At 65.7% G+C, this 22134-nt stretch carries 21 protein-coding genes and 1 other RNA gene; 10 read left to right on the top strand and 12 right to left on the bottom strand.

The genetic code is table 11. The features are described from left to right. Nucleotides 1-173: 173 nt before the first annotated feature. On the bottom strand, nt 174-818 hold the full coding sequence (gene thiE, locus GSQ92_RS14605) for a thiamine phosphate synthase (RefSeq protein ID WP_158806235.1): 645 nt from the start codon (nt 816-818) through the stop codon (nt 174-176). A gap of 152 nt (nt 819-970) precedes the next feature. Beyond that, nucleotides 971-1375, bottom strand: coding sequence for a hypothetical protein (locus GSQ92_RS14600; RefSeq protein WP_158806234.1), 405 nt, complete (start codon nt 1373-1375; stop codon nt 971-973). A 182-nt stretch (nt 1376-1557) separates the two neighbouring features. On the opposite strand from GSQ92_RS14600, the gene GSQ92_RS14595 reads away from it, so the two are divergent. From GSQ92_RS14595 to GSQ92_RS14570, 6 genes are all read left to right on the top strand, one after another. Then, nucleotides 1558-1812 carry a hypothetical protein gene (locus GSQ92_RS14595; protein ID WP_158806232.1) on the top strand — a complete coding sequence of 85 codons (255 nt, stop codon included), beginning with the start codon at nt 1558-1560 and terminating at the stop codon, nt 1810-1812. 6 nt (nt 1813-1818) lie between these two features. After that, nucleotides 1819-2142 (top strand): cell division protein ZapA, encoded by a 324-nt coding sequence (locus GSQ92_RS14590; protein WP_158806230.1) that lies wholly within the window; start codon nt 1819-1821, stop codon nt 2140-2142. 9 nt (nt 2143-2151) lie between these two features. Further along, a non-coding RNA gene (gene ssrS / locus GSQ92_RS14585) (6S RNA) lies at nt 2152-2309 on the top strand. A gap of 34 nt (nt 2310-2343) precedes the next feature. Further along, entirely contained in the window at nt 2344-2925 is a 582-nt protein-coding gene (locus tag GSQ92_RS14580) for a 5-formyltetrahydrofolate cyclo-ligase (protein ID WP_254065960.1), read from the top strand. Between the two features lie 39 nt (nt 2926-2964). Continuing rightward, nucleotides 2965-3780: a TIGR00282 family metallophosphoesterase gene (locus GSQ92_RS14575; protein ID WP_158806228.1), complete on the top strand. Its 816-nt coding sequence runs from the start codon at nt 2965-2967 to the stop codon at nt 3778-3780. 210 nt (nt 3781-3990) lie between these two features. Beyond that, nucleotides 3991-4845, top strand: a complete 855-nt coding sequence (locus tag GSQ92_RS14570; protein ID WP_158806227.1) for a glycosyltransferase family 2 protein — start codon at nt 3991-3993, stop codon at nt 4843-4845. A 183-nt stretch (nt 4846-5028) separates the two neighbouring features. Here the strand turns inward: GSQ92_RS14570 and GSQ92_RS14565 are convergent, their stop codons facing one another. The 4 genes from GSQ92_RS14565 to rpsF all read right to left on the bottom strand — a co-directional run bounded on the left by GSQ92_RS14565 (nt 5029) and on the right by rpsF (nt 7884). Next, the gene (locus tag GSQ92_RS14565) at nt 5029-6276 is read right to left on the bottom strand and encodes a cyclopropane-fatty-acyl-phospholipid synthase family protein (protein ID WP_158806225.1); all 1248 of its coding nucleotides are present in this window, start codon (nt 6274-6276) and stop codon (nt 5029-5031) included. Between the two features lie 267 nt (nt 6277-6543). Continuing rightward, nucleotides 6544-7110, bottom strand: coding sequence for a 50S ribosomal protein L9 (rplI, locus tag GSQ92_RS14560; RefSeq protein WP_158806223.1), 567 nt, complete (start codon nt 7108-7110; stop codon nt 6544-6546). A 12-nt stretch (nt 7111-7122) separates the two neighbouring features. Then, the gene (gene rpsR / locus GSQ92_RS14555; RefSeq protein WP_158806221.1) at nt 7123-7398 is read right to left on the bottom strand and encodes a 30S ribosomal protein S18; all 276 of its coding nucleotides are present in this window, start codon (nt 7396-7398) and stop codon (nt 7123-7125) included. Nucleotides 7399-7401: 3 nt separating this feature from the next. Beyond that, a complete protein-coding gene (rpsF, locus tag GSQ92_RS14550; RefSeq protein ID WP_158806220.1) occupies nt 7402-7884 on the bottom strand; it encodes a 30S ribosomal protein S6 in 483 nt (160 codons plus the stop codon). A gap of 367 nt (nt 7885-8251) precedes the next feature. Here rpsF and GSQ92_RS14545 point away from each other — a divergent pair, with 367 nt between their 5' ends. Continuing rightward, nucleotides 8252-10147 (top strand): potassium transporter Kup, encoded by a 1896-nt coding sequence (locus tag GSQ92_RS14545; RefSeq protein ID WP_158806218.1) that lies wholly within the window; start codon nt 8252-8254, stop codon nt 10145-10147. Between the two features lie 242 nt (nt 10148-10389). Next, on the top strand, nt 10390-11310 hold the full coding sequence (locus GSQ92_RS14540; protein ID WP_158806216.1) for a DMT family transporter: 921 nt from the start codon (nt 10390-10392) through the stop codon (nt 11308-11310). 176 nt (nt 11311-11486) lie between these two features. On the opposite strand, the gene GSQ92_RS14535 is transcribed toward GSQ92_RS14540, so the two are convergent. The 6 genes from GSQ92_RS14535 to GSQ92_RS14510 all read right to left on the bottom strand — a co-directional run bounded on the left by GSQ92_RS14535 (nt 11487) and on the right by GSQ92_RS14510 (nt 19185). Further along, entirely contained in the window at nt 11487-13112 is a 1626-nt protein-coding gene (locus GSQ92_RS14535) for an ABC transporter ATP-binding protein (protein WP_158806214.1), read from the bottom strand. Beyond that, nucleotides 13109-14170, bottom strand: coding sequence for an ABC transporter permease (locus GSQ92_RS14530; RefSeq protein ID WP_174246750.1), 1062 nt, complete (start codon nt 14168-14170; stop codon nt 13109-13111). Before GSQ92_RS14530 ends, GSQ92_RS14535 begins: the two co-directional genes overlap by 4 nt. Further along, the gene (locus GSQ92_RS14525; protein ID WP_158806212.1) at nt 14167-15237 is read right to left on the bottom strand and encodes a microcin C ABC transporter permease YejB; all 1071 of its coding nucleotides are present in this window, start codon (nt 15235-15237) and stop codon (nt 14167-14169) included. The genes GSQ92_RS14530 and GSQ92_RS14525 overlap by 4 nt, the downstream gene beginning before the upstream one ends. Before the next feature lie 55 nt (nt 15238-15292). Next, nucleotides 15293-17131, bottom strand: coding sequence for an extracellular solute-binding protein (locus tag GSQ92_RS14520; RefSeq protein ID WP_158806636.1), 1839 nt, complete (start codon nt 17129-17131; stop codon nt 15293-15295). 121 nt (nt 17132-17252) lie between these two features. Then, nucleotides 17253-18035: an inositol monophosphatase family protein gene (locus GSQ92_RS14515; RefSeq protein ID WP_158806210.1), complete on the bottom strand. Its 783-nt coding sequence runs from the start codon at nt 18033-18035 to the stop codon at nt 17253-17255. Nucleotides 18036-18042: 7 nt separating this feature from the next. Further along, the gene (locus tag GSQ92_RS14510) at nt 18043-19185 is read right to left on the bottom strand and encodes a cytochrome c family protein (protein ID WP_158806208.1); all 1143 of its coding nucleotides are present in this window, start codon (nt 19183-19185) and stop codon (nt 18043-18045) included. A gap of 177 nt (nt 19186-19362) precedes the next feature. On the opposite strand from GSQ92_RS14510, the gene GSQ92_RS14505 reads away from it, so the two are divergent. Together GSQ92_RS14505 and GSQ92_RS14500 are read left to right on the top strand one after the other, a co-directional pair. Next, on the top strand, nt 19363-20109 hold the full coding sequence (locus tag GSQ92_RS14505; RefSeq protein WP_158806206.1) for a 3-deoxy-manno-octulosonate cytidylyltransferase: 747 nt from the start codon (nt 19363-19365) through the stop codon (nt 20107-20109). Then, nucleotides 20106-20957 (top strand): prephenate dehydratase, encoded by an 852-nt coding sequence (locus GSQ92_RS14500; RefSeq protein ID WP_158806204.1) that lies wholly within the window; start codon nt 20106-20108, stop codon nt 20955-20957. Before GSQ92_RS14505 ends, GSQ92_RS14500 begins: the two co-directional genes overlap by 4 nt. Nucleotides 20958-22134: the final 1177 nt, after the last annotated feature.

The following is a 22134-nucleotide window of genomic DNA, read 5'->3' as shown; positions in this document are numbered from 1 at the left end:
GGGCGGCTAATCGTTACTCCCCTCCCTGCAAGGGAGGGGCTGGGGGTGGGTACTGGGGTGCGGCGATACGCAAGGCTTCGGCGCCCGGACCAACCCACCCCTAACCCCTCCCTTGCAGGGAGGGGAAAAGGACACCAGCGACCCGGTTCAGCCAACCGCGCATAAACATATATTTATGCGTCAGCCGCCGCGATCGCCGCGTTCATCGCGCGCACGCCTGCGGCCGGGCCGTCCGGGTGGTCCCAAACCGCGCTGACGACCGCCAGGAAATCGGCGCCAGCCTGCACCAGCGGAACGCAATTCGCCGGAGTGATGCCGCCGATCGCCACCGTCGGCAGTTCCATGACATCGCTCCACCAGGTCAGCACCTCTGGCTCGGCCTCGATCTCGGCTTCGGTCTTCGTGCCGCTACGAAAGAAAGCGCCAAAGGCCACGTAATCCGCGCCCGCCTCGCCCGCCGTCATGGCGAGATCCCGGCTGCCGTGGCAGGAAACCCCAAGCGTCAGATCCTTTCCCAGCAGCCGCCGCGCCTCGGCCACGGGCGTATCCGTCTGCCCGACATGGGCACCGTCGCAGCCCATCTCTCGCGCCAGATCGGGCCGGTCGTTGAGAAGGAAGGCAACATTGCGGGATTGCGCGACTGGCCGAAGCACATCGACCGCCCGCCGCAGCGCGTCGTCCGAGAGATCCTTCAGCCGCAGTTGCAGCGCGCCGACATCCCCGGCATCCAGCGCCGCCGCCAGGATATCGGCGAAGGCCGCCGGGTCGAGCTTCGGCGGCGTGACCAGATACAGCCGGCAGCCCGCCCCGTCGCTCATGCCGAGGCGACAACCCGCAGGGGGGTAAAGCCAAGGGCTTCGTCGCGCAGGCGCTTAATGGGGACGGTGACCTGCATGGCAATTCTCAGCGCTTCTTGGCCCAAAATCGGGCGCATCCGGGGGCGAAGACCTAGGCGAAATCGCTCTCCATGTCACGTTGGCCCTAGCCACCCGGCGAGCCGCCGCCGCGCCCCCGGCTGCGCGAGATCAAGCGCCGGCGGTGCCTCCGCCAGCACCACCGCGCCGCATTCGGCGGCGAGCGCCTCAACACGTTCAAGAAGCAGCCGAGGTGTGCCGACCAGAACAACCTGCCGCTGGCCTTCCCGTATCGCCTCCGCCGCCCGGCCAGGGGAGTCGGCGCAATCGAGAATGTCGGTAAAGGCAGGGTGAGGATGCTCGGCATGCGCCGCCGCAATCAGCGCAATCCACCACCCGACCCCCGCATACACCGCCGCGCCCGGCGCGGAGAGCAGAGTAAGGGGAAGACCCAGGGCCAAAGCGTCCCGCGCATCGGCTAGCCCATGGATAATGACGGCAGGCGGAAGCTTGGGCGCCACGTTCTCAGGTCCTTCCACGACACCAGCCGCCGACCCGCCGCATCCTAGCCCCGCCTCGCCGCGAGATCACGTCTGGGGCCGATCCTTTATGACGTGCTCAAACACCGGCCTTCATCCTTGACGCCTCCGGCCCGACCTGTGCTGACTTACGAGAGTGTTACGAAGGGCGGCACGTTAGACGGATGTCGGAAACCGGGGATACAAGCGCCAACCTGCGGCGTCTGGAGGCGGCGCTCGAGCGCATCGCTCAGGCCGCGCGACGACGACCGCCCGCGCCGCAACCGGCCGCCGAGCCCGAAAGCAGGCCGGCGCCCCGCGACAGCGCCGACAAGACCCAGCCCTGGGCGCCCGCATCCAACCACGACGAAGCCGTGCTCAAGATCGACGAGATCATCGGCGGCTTGCGCAACGCGCTCGGCATCGAGCGGAACGGATAGGCCGCCATGGGACAAGTTACCCTTCTCATCAACGGCTATTCCTATGTCGTCGGCTGCGAGGACGGTCAGGAACGGCACCTCGAGGCCATGGGCCGCGAGGTGCAGAAGCGCATCGACGGTATCAAGGCTTTGGGCCAGACCGGCGAAGCCCGGCTCCTGGTTCTGGTGTCGCTGCTGATGGCCGATGAGCTGCACGACAAGGACGCCTTCCTCGCCAATCAGCCACACCAGAACGGTCACACGGCCACGGCGGATCCGCAGATCGGCGATGCCGTCCGCCGCCTGGCGGAGCGTGCGGAAGACATTGCGGCAGCCCTCGAACGCGCCTAACTATGGCGGGCGGGGCTTCCTGGTTCGACAGGCAAGACATCCCCAGGGCCGATAAGCAACTCCCTCGGGAGCTGGCGCTGGTCTGATCCTGGTCAGGCTAACTGGCCCCCACCTGCACAAGCAGGCCTTGGGAGGATGCATATGCCACCGGCCGAGGCGGCTCCGCACTTTCCTCGATCTTCGTTCGATAGGCCCGGCTGATTGAAGCAGCCGTTCCCTCCGCCCATCGAGCCGGAAGCTATCGCCGAAGCCAAAACCGCCGCCCGACATGTCGCGCGAGCCCGGCGATTGGGCATCGATCCCGCGCTCGGCACACTCCTTGCGGCCAACCTCTTCGACGACCCCAAACTCCGTTCCGCCCATATCGTCGGCGGCTTCTGGCCGCTGCCGGAGGAGATCGACATCCGGCCGCTTCTCCATGCGCTGCATGACCGCCGCCAGCGCATTTGCCTCCCCGTCACCGGCCGGCGGGGCCATCCCCTGACCTTCCACGAATGGCACCCCGAGACGGAACTCAGCACAGGCCGCTTCGGCACGAGCCATCCAGACGGCGCCAGGCTGATCCCCGACCTGCTGCTCATGCCGCTGCTCGGCTTTGACCGCCAGGGCACCCGGCTCGGCTATGGCGGCGGCTATTACGACCGCACCATCGCGGCACTGCCGGGAGCCTGGCGCTATGGCTGCGCCTTCGCCGCGCAGGAATTCGACAGCCTGCCCTCCGGCCCCTATGACGCGCCCCTGCACGCGGTCGCGACTGAGCTGGGGCTGCGCCATTTTGGCTGAGGCCCACGGCCGCTCGCGCGCCGCCTGAGAGGGAGCGCGATGCGGATTTTGTTTCTGGGCGATATCGTCGGCCGCGTCGGGCGCGATGCCGTGGCCGCCGCCCTGCCCGAGCTGCGCCGCCGGCTGCGGCTCGACCTCGCCATCGTCAATGCCGAGAACGCGTCCCACGGCTTCGGCCTCGCCCCCGAGATGGCGCGTGCGCTGTTCGAGGCCGGGGCGGATGTGCTCACCCTCGGCAACCACGCCTGGGACCGGCGGGAGATCATCCCCTTCATCGCGACCGAGAAGCGGCTGATCCGCCCCATCAACTTTCCCCCGGCCACGCCCGGCGCGGGCAGCGTGTTGCTGACCTTGGGCGACGGCCGCCGCGCTTTGGTGCTCAACGCCATGGGCCGCCTGTTCATGGAGGCGCTGGACTGCCCCTTCCGCGCCACCGAGGATCTGCTGACCCGTCACAAGCTCGGCGCCACGGTGCAGGCCATCATCTGCGACTTTCATGCCGAGGCGACCAGCGAGAAGGCCGCCTATGCCCATAGCTTCGACGGCCGTCTCTCCCTCGTCGTCGGCACCCACACGCATGTCCCCACCGCCGACCATCAGATCCTGCCCGGCGGCACTGGCTTCATGACCGATGCCGGGATGTGCGGCTCCTATGACGGCGTCATCGGCATGGGCAAGCAGCCGGCGATCGAGCGTTTCTGGAAGAAGATGCCCGGCGAGCGCCTGCAACCCGCGGAAGGCCCCGCCACGCTGTCGGGAGTCTTCCTCGAAACCGACGACACAACGGGCCTGGCGCGCCACATCGCGCCTTTGCGCCAAGGCGGCCGCCTGGCGGAGACGTTTCCGGAGTTCTGATCCTGTCGGCTCAGCCCACGCCCGCGATGACTCCCCAACGTCATCCTCGGCGAAGGCCGAGAATCCCCGCCTTTCCTCGCCGCGGCTCCAAAAGGCGTGGATGCGGCCTTCGCCGAGCATGACGAGGTGGGCCGACCGCTACCGCCGACCCGAACAAAACTCCCGTTTTTGCCGCAGACGCTCGTTGCTAAATCGAGTTAAAAGTCTCGCATGCAGCTTGCCGCCGTTACCATGGTCTACAACGATCCCGACTACATGGACCCGTGGTGCCGCCACTACGCCAGGCAGGTGGGTGCCAGGAACTGCTACGTGATCGACCACGGCTCCGATGACGGCACCACCGATCATCTCGGCGAGATCAAAGTGATCCGCCTGCCGCGCAGCCCAAAGGACGAATCCGGGCGGGCACGGCTCGTCTCGTCATTCTGCGCCGAACTGCTGCGGCGCTACGACGCCGTTATCCATGTCGATGTGGACGAGTTGCTCGTCGCCGATCCGCGCCACCACCGGGACCTCGCCGATTGCGCCATGGCGATGAAGGGTGGCGTGCTGAACGCGATCGGCCTGGAAGTGTGGCACCGGCCGGACGACGAAGCGGCGATCGATATAGCCCAGCCGATTAGCGAGCAGCGGCGCTGGCTATGGTTCAACTCGGCGCTGTGTAAGCCGGCGCTCATTCGCGAGCCCGTCACCTGGCCAGCGGGTTTTCACAGCGTGGCCGCGCCCGTGGTCTTCGAGCACCTCTATATGTTCCACCTGCGCTATTTCGACCGCGACCGCGGCCTCCGCCGTCTCGCCCAGACCCGAGGCATGGCCTGGGCCGACGCGCATTCCTCGCTGCATCAGCGCGGCCCCGACCAGGAATGGCTCGACCGGCTGCACGCCGTCGGGAACTTGCCGGAGGAAGCCGGAGACTTCGAGCCTAGGCAGCAACCTTTGGCACGGTTGCTCGATCAGGTGGTGGCGAGCCAGGCCGGGCTGGAGGCGGAGACCTATCGCTTCGCGCTGAACATCCACGGCCACACCCGGCTGGTCTTGCCGCCACGCTTCAGGGGCAGGTTTTAGAGCGCCGGATGTCTGTGGCTTGAACCGCAATCCACAGATCCGCCAGGGCACGCGAAGGCGTGCCATCCACGCCTTTGCTTAGTCGCCGAAGCCAAGGCGTGGATCCCCGGCCTGCGCCGAGCATGACGCGGGGAGTGAACGCGGTTCAAACCCGAAACGTCACGCTTCCGGCCCCTCGCTGCCTCAGTCGGACATCGCCGGTTCGTGGGCGCGCAGGCGCTCGCGCTCAACCTCGGTGATGTAATCGCGGGTCAGCGGCGCCGCGGTCTGTTCGCGGGTGATCTGGATCTGGAAATTGACGTGTTCCTGATAGCGGAAGGCCAGCTCCGAGCCGGCCAGATAGAACTCGAACATCCGGCAAAAGCGCTCGTCATACAGTGTACTGATGGCGTCCCGGTTGGCCGCGAAGCGGCGGCGCCAGTGCCGCAGCGTCTCGGCGTAATGCAGCCGCAGGATTTCGACATCGGTGACGAGGAGGCCCGATTTCTCGATCGGCAGCATGGTCTCGGACAAGGCGGGGGAATAGCCGCCGGGGAAGATGTATTTCGCGATCCAGCTATTGGTGGTGCCCGGCCCGTCGCTGCGCCCGATGGTATGCAGCAGCGCCACCCCGTCCGGCTTCAGCACGCGCTTGAGCACATTGAAGAAGGTCCGGTAATGGTTGACGCCGACATGCTCGAACATGCCGACCGAGACGACACGATCGTACGTCTCCCGCACCGCCCGGTAATCCAGCAGCTCGAACTTCACCCGATCCGACAGACCCTCGGCCTCGGCACGGGCACGCGCCTCATTGAGCTGTTCGGTCGAGAGGGTGATGCCGGTCACACGGGCGCCGTAGTCGCGCGCCAGGGTCAGCGCCATGCCGCCCCAGCCGCAGCCGATATCGAGCACCGTTAGTCCCGGCCGGTCGAGCTTCAGCTTGGCGGCGATGTGGTGCTTCTTGGCGGTCTGCGCCTCCTCCAGCGTCTCGGTGCCGGTGCGGAAATAGGCGCAGGAATATTGCCGGTCGCGGTCGAGGAACAGGCTGTAGAGCCGGCCGTTGAGGTCATAGTGATGCGCCACGTTGCGCCGCGCGCGCACAGTGGAATTGATCTGGCGGAGGCGCCGCACCATGGTTCCGGCGAGGATGCGGCCCTTGAGGGTCGGCACCGCCGCGATGCCGGCGGCCTGCAGGTTCGACAGCAGAACCTCCAACACCTGGTAGATATTGCAATCCACCGGGGCGAGGCTGCCGTCCATGTAGGCTTCGCCGATGGCGAGACCGGGATGCAGCACGAATTGGCGCACCATCCGGTCGTGGGCGATCTTGATTGTAACGGGGCTGTTCTTGTCGGGGCCGTAGCTGCTGCGCTCGCCATTCGGCCAGATCACTGAAAGACCCCCCTGCCGTATCAGGCGGGTGAGTAAGCGGTCCAGCATCTGTCGCATGGCACTCTCTCGTCTATCGTCGCACAGGCTCTCCAACAGACAGGCGATAACCCGCTCTTAGCGATTTCGCAAGCAAAGGTAACACGGAGGTAATAATCCGGGCGAAAGACACCGTTGCGCACAGCGAATGCCGCTCGCGAGACTTGACGCGCAGGGCGATCCGGGGCGTCGAGTCGCGGTTATTTGGATGGGGCTTGGGGCTCGGTCTTTGCCGAGCGCGGCGAGACTTGGGCGGCCCCTCCCGGCACGGGAGAGGCCGCGGCAAAGTCAGGCGGCTTCGGGGGCTTCTTCTTCGGTCCCGAAGATATCGGCGGCCGAAGGGCCTTCTTCCTCGGCGGCGCGGCCAACGGCCTCGCCACGGAGCTGCTTCTCGGCTTCCTCGGGGCTACGCGCGACATTCACCGCGACGTTCATGGTGACCTCGGGGTGGAGAACGACACGGACCTGGCGCACGCCCAGCGTCTTGATCGGGTGATCAAGCTCGACCTGGCCGCGGCTGATCTGCAGCCCGCCGGCCGTCGCACCTTCCGCGATGTCGCGGTTAGAGACGGAGCCGTAAAGGCTGCCGGCTTCACCCGCCTGGCGGATAAGCGTCACGGTCAGGCCGTGGACCCGCTCGGCGATACGCTCGGCTTCCTCGCGGCGCTTGATGTTCTGCGCCTCGAGATGCACGCGGTTGCCCTCGAACTTCGCGAGGTTGTCCTTGGTGGCGCGCAGCGCCTTCTTCTGCGGCAGCAGGAAGTTGCGGGCATAGCCCGGCTTCACCTTCACCACCTCTCCCATCTGTCCCAGCTTCTCGACGCGCTGGAGCAGGATCAATTCGATCGCGGCCATGATGCTCTCCCCTCAGTGCAGGACGTAGGGCAGCAGCGCCAAGAAGCGGGCGCGCTTGATGGCCCGTGCCAGCTCGCGCTGCTTCAAGGCGGAGACCGCCGTGATGCGGGAAGGCACGATCTTGCCGCGCTCGCTGAGGAAGCGGGACAACAGCCGCACGTCCTTGTAGTCGATCTTGGGCGCGTTCGGACCCGAGAAGGGGCAGGACTTCTTGCGGCGATAGAACGGCCGGCGCGCGCCAACGGCGGCGCGGCGGGCGGCGGGATTGACGTCTGTCGAATCGCTCATGGCTCAGACCTCCTCATGATGGCGGCCACCGCCACGCTCGTCTTCGTCATCGCGCGGGCCACGGAACTCCTCGCGGGCGCGGAATTCCTCACGGTCGTCATAGCGGCGACGGCCGCTGTCGAAGCGCCCAGCGGGCTTCGGCCCACGGAAGCCGCGATCATCCGACTTGCGGGAGAGCACGGCCGACGGCGCCTCATCGATCTCATCGACGCGGATCGTCAGGAAGCGCAGCACGTCCTCGTTGAGGAAGAGCTGGCGCTCCATCTCATTGAGGTCGGCGGGTTTGATATCCAGGCCGAGCAGCATGTAGTGGCCCTTCCGGTTCTTCTTGACCCGGTACGCGAGGCTGCGGAGGCCCCAGTATTCCCGCTTGCGCACGGTGGCGCCGGCGGCTTCCACCTGCGCCGTGATGGTGTCGGCGATCGTGTCGACCTGCTGCTGCGTGATTTCGCTGCGCCCTATTAGGACGCATTCATATAATGGCATTCTGTCCCTCCGGATGTATCGGCCCGAGGCTGCGGATCCGGAGGTTCCGGTCGCATACGAGCACAGCCGGGGAGATGCCTCGCCCCGGCAGGGAAGCGCGCCTAAATACACATACGCGGTCGTTTCGCAAGGCAAAGCTGGCCTGCGCGCCTCACCGTCACAGCGCGACGCTTGCCTTGCCGGGCGTCGCCCGCGTAAGTCTCGCCAAATCCGACGTTACGGCCGCTTAACCAGACAAGGTCCAAACACGATCGGCTGAGGCTCGCAGGACTTTACGGCGGGACGCCGGTAGCCGCGAGTGGAGCTGCGCCTTTCGAAGCCTAGCTATCTCGATCTTCATCGGCTCCGGCCCATCTCAAACGAAGACATGAACACATCGCCAGCCGCGGTTGCCACCATCCGCCAAAACGCTGCCACGCCCGCCTTGCTGCTGGGCGTGCTGGGCGTGGTGTATGGCGATATCGGCACCAGCCCGCTCTATACCTTGAGCACCTGCCTCTCCGTCTTCGGCGCGGCGGCTCTGACGCCAGGCACGGTGCTCGGTATCCTATCGATGATCTTCTGGTCGCTGATCCTCGTGGTGACCGTGAAATACGTGACCTTCGTGATGCGCGCCGACAACAATGGCGAGGGCGGCATCCTGACCATGATGGTGCTGGCGCAGCGCGTCACCCGGCGGCCCCGCGTCGCCGCCGCCGTCACCCTGGTCGCGATCGTCGGCGCCTGTCTGTTCTTCGGCGACGGCATGATCACCCCGGCGATCTCGGTGCTGTCGGCGGTCGAGGGCCTGGAAGTCACCTCGCCCTTCCTCAAGCCGGCGGTGCTACCGATCGCCGTCATCGTCATCGGGCTGCTCTTCGCCTCGCAGTATCGCGGCACCGCGATGATCGGACGGGTTTTCGGTCCGGTGATGGCGCTGTGGTTTCTGACGATCGGCTTGTTCGGCCTGCTCCAGATCCTCGACAACCCCTCGGTGCTCCGGGCGCTGTCGCCCACTTACATCCTGTATTTCGCCTTTCACCACGGGATCATGACCTTCGTGATCCTCGGCTCCGTTGTGCTGTGCGTGACGGGCGCCGAGGCGCTTTACGCGGATATGGGCCACTTCGGCCGCATCCCGATCCAGAAAGCCTGGACGTATTTCGTGCTGCCCTGCCTCGTGCTGAACTATTTCGGCCAGGGCGCCTTGATCCTTCATGATCCGCACGCCCTGGACAATCCGTTCTTCCTGCTCTGTCCGGTCTGGTTCCGGCTGCCGATGGTGCTGCTGGCGACGGCGGCAACGGTCATCGCCAGCCAGGCGATGATCTCCGGCGCCTATTCGATGGCGCGGCAATGCATGCAGCTCGGCTTCATCCCGCGCATGATCGTCCGCCACACCAGCGAGGTGGAGGAGGGCCAGATCTACTTGCCGCAGATCAACACCATGATGCTGGTCGGCGTGCTGGTGCTGGTTCTGTCGTTCCGTAGCAGCGCTTCCCTCGCGGCCGCCTATGGCATCGCCGTGACCGGCACCTTCACCTGCACCTCGGTTCTCTCGGCGCTGGTCTTCAGGCGGCAGTTCAAATGGTCGCGCGGCCTGGTCATCAGTGTCTTCGGCGCGTTCTTCGTGATCGACGCGCTGTTCTTCACCTCCAACCTGCTGAAACTGCCCGAGGGCGGCTGGGTGCCCCTCGCCGTTGCCGCAGTGCTGATGGCCGTGATGACCTCCTGGAAGCGCGGCCGAGATCTCATGTTCCAGCGCTGGAAGCAGGACAGCATGCCGCTGAACTCCTTCCTCGCCCGGCTTCCCGCTTCCCGCATCATCCGCGTGCCGGGCACCGCCGTCTTCCTCACCGGCAATGGCGGCTACGTGCCGAACGCCCTGCTGCACAACCTCAAGCACAACAAGGTGCTGCACGAGCGGGTGTTCCTGGTGACGGTGCAGACCGCAGACGTGCCCGAAGTGCCCTCGGCCGAGCGGGCGGAGGTCGAGGAGCTGATCCCCAACGTCAACCGGGTCATCGTCCGCTACGGCTTCAAGGAGAGCCCGAACATTCCCCGCGCACTTGAGGAGATGCGAGAAAGCGGCATCCCCTTCGACCCGATGCAGACGAGCTATTTCCTCGGCCGCGAGGTTATTGTCCCAGCTCTGGTCCCGAAACTGCCCTTCTGGCGGCTATGGCTGTTCCTGGTGCTGGCCCGCAACGCCGTGTCCGCCACCGAGTTCTTTCGTATTCCGAGCGACCGGGTCGTCGAGCTTGGGGTCCGGATCGCGATTTAGGCGTCGCCACTTTCGTCGTGACATGCGTAGGCATGCCATCCACGCCTTGCCGCGGACGGCCCCGCCTTCGTCACCCAAGCGAAAGCGTGGGTCCTCGGCCTTCGCCGAGGATGACGTGGTGAGGTGAGGATTGGTTCGCGCTAAAGCATCGCGATCTAGGCTCCGACGCCGCCGCTATTCATACTTGCGCAATACTCCCGATGCGAACCTCCCCCGGATCGGTCCGGCATTGGGGAAACGTAATGGCTGACACCGACACAGCCGGCTTCAGATCGCGCGCCACCGCGATCGGTGTTGTCGCCATCCTGCTTTGGGCCGCACTTGCTCTGCTGACGGTACGCGCACGCGGCATCCCGCCCTTCGAGCTGCTCTGCCTCAGCTTCGGTGTCGCCTTCCTGTCCGGGATGGTGGCACTCGCGCTGCGCGGCCGGGCCGCATTGGCCCAGCTCTGGCAGCCCGCAGCGCCGTGGCTTACCGCCTTCTGTGGCATCTTCTTGTACCACGCGCTCTATTTCTTCGCTTTGTCCAAGGCACCGGCGGCGCAGGCCAGCTTGATCGCCTACCTCTGGCCGCTGCTGATCGTGCTGCTCGCGGCAGCCGCACCGGGCGGCGAGCGCCTGCGCGCGCGGCATCTCGGCGGTGCGCTGCTCGGCTTGGCGGGCACTACCCTCATCCTGACGGGACGGCCGCCAAGCGGCACAGCAATTGGGTCAGTCGCCGGCTATACGGCGGCTTTCGGCTGCGCTTTCGTCTGGTCGGGCTATTCGGTGCTCAACCGCCGGTTCGGATCGACGCCCAGCGGCATGATCGTCGGTGTCTGCGGCGCCGTCGCGGTGGCCGGCGGCGCCTGCCATCTCGCTTTCGAGCCCACCGTCACGCCCGTCCTGGGTCAATGGCTTGCCATCCTCGCACTCGGCATCGGCCCGACGGGTCTCGCTTTCCTCGCCTGGGATCATGCGACGAAGCACGGGCATCTGCCGCTCCTCGGCGCGCTCTCCTACCTGGCGCCCGCGGTCTCGACCCTTCTGCTGGTCGGCACCGGTCTGGTCCCGGCGAGCTGGTCTTTGCTGTTCGCCGCACTCCTTGTGGTCGGCGGCGCCCTCCTGGCCACCGGCATGCCGAGGCGCCGGCGGCCCGATTACACCAAGCGACAAGGGTATTGAGCGATTGAGCCCGTAAATCGTCATCTACGGCGAAGGGCGCCCCGCCTGGGGCCGAAGATCCACGCCTACCTTCTCGCCGCAAGCAAGGCGTGGATCCTCGGCCTTCGCCGAGGATGACGGTGCAACGGCACAGCCAACGCTTGCTGGTAAAAGGCCCAAGCACGGCGCTCGCCCCGCTACTCCACGAAACTCGGCCCCGGCTCGTCCACGTCCAGCACCGCCTTGCCCTCGAAAGCCGCCGCGATGAGGGCCCGTGTGTAATCCTGTTGCGGGTTCTCGAAGATCTCCTCGGCCGGACCTTCCTCCACCACGCGCCCCCGCCGCAGCACGATGATGCGGTGAGCCAGCGCACGGACGATGCGCAGGTCGTGGCTGATGAACAGGTAAGCGAGCCCGTGATCCGCCTGCAGCCGCCGCAGCAGATCGACGATCTGCGTCTGCACGGAGCGATCCAGCGCGCTGGTCGGCTCGTCCAGCACCACGAAACGCGGCTCCAGCACCATGGCCCGCGCGATGGCGATACGCTGGCGCTGGCCGCCGCTGAACTCATGCGGGTACCGTTCCAGCGCATTCTCCGGCAGCCCGACCTCGGCCAAAGCGGCGGCGACCTTGGCGTGGCGCTGCGCCGCCGTCAGGCCGCGCTCATGCACGCGCAGCCCCTCGGCCACGATCTCCTCCACCGTCATGCGCGGCGACAGGCTGCCGAAGGGGTCCTGGAAGACGATCTGCATATCGGCGCGCATCGCGCGCAACCGCCGCTCGGGCAGATGCGCGATGTCCTGGCCCTCGAACAGAATGCGGCCCTCGGCATGTTCCAGCCCCAGCATCGCGAAGCCCATGCTGGTCTTGCCCGAACCGCTTTCGCCCACCAGCCCGACAGTCTCGCCCTGCCGCACCACCAGCGACACGTCATCCACCGCGCGGACATGGCCCTGCGCGCGCCGCAGCACGCCCCGCCGGATGGCGAAATGCACGCCCACGGATTCCGCGGCGATGACCGGGGCCGGATTGAGCGGCAGAGGCGGCGGGCCGCCCTTCGGCTCGGCCGCGAGCAGCATCCGCGTGTAGGGGTGTTGCGGCCTGGCGAAAAGCTGGCCCACCTCCCCGGTCTCCACGATCCGCCCGGCCTTCATCACCGCCACGCGGTCCGCATGTTGCTGCACGATGCCGAGGTCATGCGTAATCAGCAGCAACCCCAGCCCCCGCGCCGCCTTCTGCGCATCCAGCAGCGCCAGGATCTGCGCCTCGATCGTCACATCCAATGCGGTCGTCGGCTCATCGGCGATCAGCAGCGCCGGATCGTTGGCGAGAGCGATCGCGATCATCACCCGCTGGCGCTGGCCGCCGGAAAGTTGATGCGGAAAGGCATCCAGCCGGTGGGTCGCATCGGGAAAGCCCGCCTGTTCCAGCAGCGTCATCGCACGGCGGCGCAGCGCGTCGCGCGGCAAGGTGGCTTTGGTGTGCAGGCTCACCGCCTCGGCCACCTGCCGCCCGATGCGATGCAGCGGGTTGAGGCTGGTCATCGGCTCCTGGAAGATCATCCCGGCCTTGCCGCCGCGCAGATTGCGTAGCTCGCGTTCCGGCATGCCCAGCACATCCCGCCCGTCGATGCGGATCTGGCCGGTGGCGACCGCGCCCGGCGGCAAAAGACGCAGCAGCGACAGCGCTGTCAGCGACTTGCCCGAACCGCTTTCGCCGACCAGCGCCAGGGTCTCGCCGCGATCCAGCGTGAAGGACACATCCTCCACCACGCGCCGCTCACCGAAGGCGACGGTAAGGTTCTCGACTTCGATCAGGCTCATCGGAACCCGGTCTTGCGGGGGTTGAAAGCGTCCCGCACCGCCTCGCCGATGAAGATCAGTAGGATCAGCGTGCCGCCCAGCACCCCGAAGGCGGCGAGGCCCAGCCAGGGCGCCTGTAGATTGTTCCGCCCCTGGGAGATGAGTTCGCCGAGCGAAGGCGAGCCCGGCGGCAGGCCGAAGCCGAGGAAGTCGAGGCTCGCCAGGATGGTGACGGAGCCTGACAGCGTGAAGGGCAGGAAGGTCAGCGTCGCCACCAGGGCATTGGGCAGGATATGCCGCCGCATCACCGCGAAATCCCCCACGCCCAAAGCGCGGGCGGCACGCACATAGTCCAAAGTCCGGCCACGCAGAAACTCGGCGCGCACCACGCCGGTAAGGTTCATCCAGTTGAACAGCAGCAGGAACAAGAGAAGCACCCAGAAGGACGGCGCGATGATGGAGGACAGAATGATCAGCATGAACAGATCGGGCAGCCCCGACCAGATCTCGATGAACCGCTGAAAGAATAGATCCGTAAGCCCGCCATAATAGCCCTGCACCGCCCCCGCCAATACGCCGATGGCCGATGCCAGCGCGGTCAGCGTAAAGCCGAACAGTACCGAGATGCGGAAACCGTAGATCACCCGGGCCAGCACGTCCCGCGCCTGGTCGTCCGTGCCGAGCCAGTTCCGCCAGCTCGGCGGCGAGGGCGCGGCGCGGCCGAGATTATCGACCGTTGTGTCATAGGAAAATGGGATAAGCGGCCAGATCATCCAGCCATGCGCGCGGATCGCCTTCGCGACATCGGGATCCGTATAGTCGGCCTCGGTCGGCATGAAGTCCGGGCCGAAGCGGTCCTCGCTGTAATCGGTGAAGATCGGGAAAAGCGTCTTGCCCTCGAACCGCACGACCAGCGGGCGGTCATTCGCAACGAAACCGGCGAACAGGCTGATGCCGAAGAGGCCGAGGAAGATCCACAACGAATAAAAGCCCCGGCGATGCGCGCGGAACGCAACGAGGCGCCGCCGGTTGAGCGGCGACAGCCTGCCGCGCCGCGCCGCCAGCGGCGCGGTGGTCATCGCCGGCTGCCGAAGTCGATGCGCGGATCGACCACGGTATAGAGCAGGTCGCCGACGATCTGCATGACGAGGCCGAGCAGCGAGAACACGTAAAGCGTGCCGAACATCACCGGGTAGTCGCGTTGCAGCGCCGCCTGATAGCCAAGCTGCCCCATGCCGTTGAGCGAGAAGATGATCTCGATGAGCAAGGCGGAGGTGAACAGGATGCTGATGAAGGCCGCCGGAAAACCGGCCACGATGAGCAGCATCGCATTGCGGAAAACATGACCGTAGAGCACGCGATTTTGCGTGCCGCCCTTGGCGCGAGCGGTCAAGACGTATTGCTTGCCGATTTCTTCCAGGAAGCAGTTTTTCGTCAGCATCGTGAGGCTCGCGAAACCGCCGACAACCATGGCGAGCGTCGGCAGCACCATGTGCCAGGCATAGTCGAGCGCCCGGCTGGGCCAGCTCCAGTTCTCGCTGCCCATGCTGGTCAGGCCGCGTAGCGGAAACCATTGCACGAAGGTGCCGCCGGCCAGCACGACGATGAGCAGGATGGCGAAGAGGAATCCCGGAATGGCATAGCCGATCAGCACCGCCAGGCTGGTGACGAGATCGAATTGGCTGCCCTCCCGCATCGCCTTCGCGATGCCGAGCGGGATCGAAATCATATAGATCAGCAGCGTCGACCACAGGCCGAGCGAAATGCTGACCGGCAGGCGCTGAAGGATCAGCTTCCACACCGGCTGGCCAAGAAAGAAGCTCTGGCCGAGATCGAAGGTGAGATAGCCGCGAAGCATGATGGCGAAGCGGGTGAGGGGCGGCTTGTCGAAGCCGAACATCTTGCGCATCTGCGCGACCATATGCGGGTCGATGCCCTGGGCGCCGCGATAGAGGCTGGCGGAAGGCATCGCGGTTTCCGCCGCGCCACCGCCTGCTCCCATACTGCCGCCATGTCCCTTGAGCTGGGCGATCGCCTGTTCCACCGGGCCTCCGGGTGCGAGCTGCACCACGAAGAAATTGATCGCGATGATGCCGAACAGAGTGGGGATGATCAGCAACATCCGGCGGAACAGATAGGCGACCATCGCTTAAGGCGGCGCCGTGCCGAAGGACGATCCAAGGTGGCGACTTCCGCCCTTGTCACACCGCATTGGAGTGGTGCCGCTGGGTATTCGTCTGGCGGGCGAGATCGGCATCGATCCACCAGCTATCGATATCGAAGCCCGCGCGCATCGGTTTGGGCGGATGGCCGAAGACATCCCAAAAGGCGAGACGGTAGCTGCCGAGATGCCATTGCGGAACAACGAACCAGCCCCAGAGCAACACACGGTCCAGCGCATGGCACGCTGCCTGTAGCGAGGCCGTATCCGGCGCCGCGATGACCTTCTCAACCAGCGCATCCACGATCGGATTGGACACGCCCATGAGGTTATTGCTGCCGGTAAGCTTCGATGCGGCCGAGGTCCAGTTGTCGCGCTGCTCGTTGCCGGGCGAATCCGACTCCGGAATCAGCACCACCGTCATGTCGAAGTCGAAGTTATCCATCCGAAGCTGGTACTGAGAGGGATCGATGACCCGCACCGTCACATCGATGCCGAGCTTCTTGAGGTCCTGCGCGTAGGGCAGGGTAACGCGCTCGAAATTCGGGTCGTTCAGCAGAATCTCGAAAGCCAGCGGCTGACCCGCCGCGTTCACCAGCTTGCGATTCTTCACCGTCCAGCCTGCCTCTTGCAGGACATGCAGCGCCGCCATCAGCGCCGGCCGGTCATTGCCGGAACCGTCGCTGACCGGCAGCGTGAAGGGCTTGGTGAAGAGATCGGGCGGCAGGTGATCGCGGTACGGTTCCAGCAGGGCAAGCTCGGCACCAGTGGGCAGGCCTGAACTCGCGAGGCCGCTATTGCTGAAATAGCTCAGCGTGCGCGCGTAGCTGCCATAGAACAGCGTCTTGTTGGTCCATTCGAAATCGAAAGCCATCGCCACCGCCTGACGTACGCGGCTATCCTGGAAGACCGGGCGGCGCGTATTCATGCCATAGCCCTGCATCCCGGTCGGCAACTGGTCCGGAAAAACCTCTTTGCGAACGAGGCCTTTCTGCACCGCCGGGAAGTTGTAGCCGGTCGCCCAGTTTTTCGAGATATTCTCGTCGCGGAAATCGATCTCGCCGGCTTTGAATGCCTCCATCGCCACGCTGGGATCACCGAAATACTCGAAGGTGATGCGGTCGAAATTAAAGAAGCCCCGGCACACCGGCAGATCCTTCGCCCAGTAATCCGGCCTGCGGCGATAGGTGATGCTGCGGTTCAGCGCCACGGTCTCGACGGCATAGGGACCGGAGCCGTTGGGCGCCTCGATCAGGGGCGCGGAAAAGTCTCGACCCTTCCACCAAGCCTCGGACAGCACCGAAAGCTGCCCGAGGATCAGCGGCAATTCCCGCGCCGCACCGTCCTTGAGGTGGAAGGCGACGCGACCGGCGCCCAGCACATCGACCGAACTGACCGCCGCGTAATACTGCTGAAAATACGGCTGACCTTTGGCGCAGAAAGTCGCGAAGCTCCAGGCGACATCGGCGGCCGTCACCGGCGCGCCATCCCTGAAACGCGCCTCCGGATGCAGCGTGAAGGTCACCCGGTCATGATTCGGAGTGACCTCGACCGATTTGGCGAGCAGCCCGTAGGCGACGGCGGCCTCATCCGAGGATGGGCGCAACAAGGTATCCCAGAGGTAACTTACCCCGGCGGCGGGCGTGCCGCGAATGATGAAGGGGTTGAAGCTGTCGAACCCGCCGACCTCGCTGAAGGTTACCGCACCGCCCTTGGGCGCATCCGGATTGGCATAGGGAAAAGCGGTAAAGCCCGGCGGAAGGGCCGGCTTGCCGGTTACCGCGATGCCGTATTGTCCGTCGGTGGCATCCTGCGCCCGCGCCACCCACGGCAGGGCCGCCGCGCCCACGGCCGCACCCAGGAAGGTCCGTCGACGCATCACGCCCCCTGTCCTGGCGAGCCGCCGAGGCAGACCCGCTCTTCAGTTATTTCCAAGACATAATGTGGACTTTCGAGGAGAACCGAAAGCCCTGGCACCTGTCTCAAAGCTGAAGGTTTTGTCAGCCAAGTTCCCCGAGCGCCGCGCGAAGCAGCCCGGGATCGCCCAGCGCCAGAACATCGCCGCGCGAGGTGTCGAGATGCAGCGGCGCGCCGGCCCAGTCGGTAACGCTGCCACCGGCTCCCTGGATGATCGGCACCAGCGCCGACCAGTCCCAAGGCTTGAGATCGCTCTCGGCGATGACATCGATCTGCCCCAGCGCGAGAAGGCCATAGGCGTAGCAATCGCCGCCCCAGGTCACCCGCCGCACCGCCGCACGGATCCGGTCGAAACCGGCTTGCCGGTAGCGCGGCTGGAAATCGGGCGCTGTCGCGGAAAGCTCAGCCTGGCCGAGACTCGGACATGCACGGCAACCGGCCGAGCCGCCAAGCGGACCGGTGAAGCGGGTTGGCTCCCCGGCCACGCCGATCCAGCGCTCGCCCGTAATGGGCTGGTCGATGATCCCGATCACCGGCACGCCGTTCTCGGTCAGCGCGACAAGCACGCCAAAGGTCGTGCGGCCGGTAATGAAGGCGCGCGTGCCGTCGATGGGGTCGAGCACCCAGCGATAGCGGCTGGCGCCGCGATCGGCGGTGCCGAACTCCTCGCCGATCACCCCATGATCCGGGCAGCGCTCGGCCAGGATCACCCGCATTGCCTGCTCGGCCGCGCGGTCAGCGACCGTCACCGGGCTGTCGTCGGATTTGTCGTCCGCCAGAAGGCCGGAGCGGAAATGCGGGCGGATGGCGGCACCCGCCGCATCCGCGAGCGCAAGCGCTACCTCGACGAGCTCGGGCGGCACCATGACGCGGTTACTGGCCTGACTTCTGCGCGCTGCCGGAAGCGGCGCCTGTCATCGCCGGGGTCGTTTTTGTTTCGGTGCCGCCATTGCCCGTGCTCGGGGCGCTGGAACTCGCGGGCTTGGCCGGCGCCGCCTTGGAGGTCGCGGCGGCCGCGACTGTCGGCAGGGCCATCGGCTTATCGGCGAGCGAGCGCAGATACAGGATGACATTCGCGCGCGTCTTGGGCTGCGGAATGCCGGCATAGCTCATCGTCGTGCCGGGCGCGAAATGCTGCGGATTGGCGAGCCAGCTATCGAGCGCCGCATAGGTCCAGGTGCCACCGACCTTCTTCAGCGCGGGCGAGAAGGAATAGCCGGGAACGCCCGCGACCTTTTCTCCCACAATGCCGTAAAGGTCCGGACCGACCTGGGTCGCGCCGCCCTTGGTGAAGGCGTGGCAGGCGCCGCAGGCCTGGCTCGCGAAGTCGCTGCCCTTGTCGGCGCTGCCGCTGGCGAGAAGCTGGTCCAGCGACGGACCCGCCGGCGGTGCCGCGGCGGTGCCACCGCCTCCGGAAGCCGGCGCCGCGGCCGCGGCTTGCTCTTTCTTCTGTTCCGCCTGTGCAGCGGCGACCTCGGCCTCTGTCGGCAAGGGCGCGGGCGAGGCCGAGAGGCTGCGCAGATAGGCGATCAGATCGGCGCGGCCCTGGATGTTGCGCAGGCCGGGATAGGACATGCGGGTGCCGGGCGCGAAGGTCTGCGGATCCAGCAGCCATTTGTTGAGCTGCTCATAGGTCCAGGTGCCGCCGACCTTCTTGAGCGCGTCGGAAAACGAATAGCCCGGCGCCGCCGCGACCTTCGCATTGAGGATATTGTAGAGATTTGGCCCGACCATGGCCGCGCCGCCCTGGTTGAAGCTGTGGCAGGACCCGCATTGCTGCGCCGCCGTGGATTGGCCCGCCGAAGGATCGGCCTTCGCCATGAAGGGCAGAATGGTCGGGATGATGACCCGAGCGGGTCCCGAAAACGCCTCGGCGGCCCCTTGGATGGTGATCGCGGTTTTCTCGAGTTCCCCGGGATGCACCAGCACATCGGCGAAGAAGCCGGCGACCATATAGGCCATCCCGGCAACCAGCACCGCCGCGAAAGCCTTGTTGCCTTCCAACCCACCAGCCATGCGCCGACCCCTGGACAATCGAGACCGATCGGAGCGGCAGCACAACACGCGGACAGGGGCGCCCGGCGAGGGCCTCTGTGCCGGCTGATCGCGAAGACGCCCCGAACTTGCGGGCACCATAGGGAATGGCTACCAGCGCATCAACCCGCCCCGCGGCCCTCACCCTGACCGAGAACCATGGCCCCCATCATCATTATCCCCGCCCGCATGGGCTCATTCCGGCTCCCCGGCAAACCCATGGCGCTGATCGCCGGCCTGCCGATGATCGTCCATGTGCTGAACCGCGCGCTGGAAGCCGATCTCGGCCCGGTCGCCATCGCCTGTTCCGAGGAAGTGGTGGCCGAGGCGACCCGCGCCGCCGGCGGCATCGCGGTGATAACGGACCCCGCTCTGCCGCGCGGCTCGGACCGTGTCGCCGCCGCACTGGCGCAGCTTGACCCGGACCGGCGGCACGACGTGGTGATCAATCTCCAGGGCGATCTGCCGACCCTGCCGCCGCAACTCCTCCACCGCGTGCTGGCGCCCCTCGCCGAGACCGGCATCGATGTCGGCACGCTGGTCGCTCCCGTCGAAAGCACCGAGGAGGCCGCCGCCTCCAGCGTCGTCAAGGCGGCCTGCGCTTTCCGGGACGGTGCCGATCTGGCCCCGGTGCTGTATTTCTCGCGCGCCGCGATCCCCTGGGGCGAGGGGCCGCTGTGGCATCACATCGGCGTCTACGCCTATCGCCGCGCCGCGCTGGAACGCTTCGTGGCCCTGCCCGAAAGCCCGCTCGAAATTCGCGAAAGCCTCGAGCAGTTGCGGCTTTTGGAGGCCGGCATGCGGATCGGCGCCGCGCGCGTCGATGTCGCGCCCTTCGGCGTCGATACGCCCGCCGACCTCGAACGTGCCCGCGCCGTGCTCGCGCGGCCCCAGGAGACGACATGACCGACCTCATCTCCTTTCAAGGCCAGCCGGGCGCCTATTCCGATCTCGCCTGCCGCACCGCTTTTCCCGGCATGCTGACGCTGCCCTGCGAAACCTTCGAGGCGGCGATGGAAGCCGTGCATGAGGGTCGCGCCCGCCTCGCCATGCTGCCCTGTGAGAACAGCCTCGCCGGGCGCGTGCCGGATATCCATACGCTGCTGCCGGAAAGCGGACTCTCGATCATCGGCGAGCATTTCCAGCGGGTCGAGCATTGCCTTCTCGCGGTTCCCGGCACCGCGATCGAGCAGGTCCGCCGCGCCCATAGCCACGCGGTCGCCCTCGGCCAGGTGCGCCGGCTGTTGCGAGAGCGCGACATAACCCCGGTCGTCGAGGCCGACACCGCCGGCAGCGCGGCTTTGGTCGCGAGCTGGGGCCGGCCGGAGGATGCCGCGATCGCCTCATCCTTGGCCGCGGAACTCTACGGGCTCGACATTCTGCTCAGCAATGTGGAGGACGCGGCCCACAACACGACACGCTTCTACGTGACGGCCCGCGCGCCGGAAGTGCCGAGCGCCGATACGCCCGGCCTGATGACGACCTTCGTGTTCCGTGTCCGCAACGTGCCGGCCGCGCTCTACAAGGCGCTGGGCGGCTTCGCGACCAACGGCGTCAACATGACGAAGCTCGAAAGCTACATGGTCGGCGGCGAATTCACCGCGACGCAATTCCTCTGCGAAGTGGACGGCCACCCGGAACAGCCACGTCTACGACTGGCACTGGAGGAGCTGGCATTCTTCTCGCGAGAGATTCGCATCCTGGGGGTGTTCAAGGCGGCGGCGTTCCGGGGTGGGAAGGGTGAGAGCGATTAGGGGTGTGGTGAGCCGTCGACCGATGCAGCACTTGCTCGAAGAGGCGCCCGATGACTTGAGCACAGCGGTGGCATGCAAGGCGAGGGAGGCCAGGGCAGCGCGGCGCGCTGGTGCGGACTTGCCTTGGTCAGCACCTAGCCGTTTTCTCAAAGTTCAGGATTACGGCTAGAAATAAATCTTCGTTTTCCGAGACGACGCCCTTAAGCAAATGATGCGAACTCAGAGTCAATAACAAGATTTATTGACCTTCACATTTTGGAAATTGAAGGGAAACTATACAGCGGGCGTTTCCAACAAAGAGGACGCTTATGAGTATTTCCCGAACCACCGGCTACCATGTAATGCAGCCGATCCCGGAGGTTGACCTACCGCCACCGTACCCGACGGGGGGCGAATATCCAATGCCGGGCGCGACGACCCCGCTTGGAGCCGGAGTGATGTATTCGCGGACCTTCCGAGGTAACGTGCCTTACCCAACGGTCTCGAATCCAGGCCAAACTCAGATGCCCGTAGCTCCTCCGCGACGGCTCACGCTGGGCGGCTTTTCCCTCGCAACTCAATCGTATCCAGTGACCCCTATTAATTACTCGATCATGTTTCCCCCTTCTCGCGTTTACTGATCCCCGTCAAAGTGAGCTGCAGCGCTGACTGCGCGTCAGTAACGTTGTGACGGTCGCGATTGGTTGGGCATGGAACAGTCCGAGCCCAGCCAATCCGCATCCTTGGTGTGTTCAAGGCGGCGGCGTTCCGGGGTGGGGAGGTCGCGCGTGGTTAGGGGTGCGGGTAGCGTTCCCCTTCGGTGCCCCTCGGGTGAGCGTGCCCTCACTCGCGCGCGATAGTGCCGTTGTCGGCTGAGCGCGATGAGGGGAGGTGCCGCAGGTTGGTGCCCGATACCTTTAATCATCTTCATCGATTTTCTCGGAATCTGAGCGGCAACAAAGATAGGCCGCCGTTCCAAAATATATGCCCCTTACAAATTCGGCGCCCTGACATTCAATAGTGAGATTACTCGCGTTCATCATTTGGAAATCGGTCAGGAATTATCGAACGGACGCTATAAAAAAAGGAGCATTTATGCCTGCACCTCCAGCGTCTTTCGGCGGACCTCCGCCACGATCAGTACGGCTTTCGGTCGTGAGGCCTTCAATAGAGCGCTGGGAAGAACTACGCGCTAGCG

This window comes from Acidisoma sp. S159 (assembly GCF_009766125.1).
GTDB lineage: Bacteria > Pseudomonadota > Alphaproteobacteria > Acetobacterales > Acetobacteraceae > Acidisoma.
This window is presented reverse-complemented; position numbering and strand designations above follow the sequence as displayed.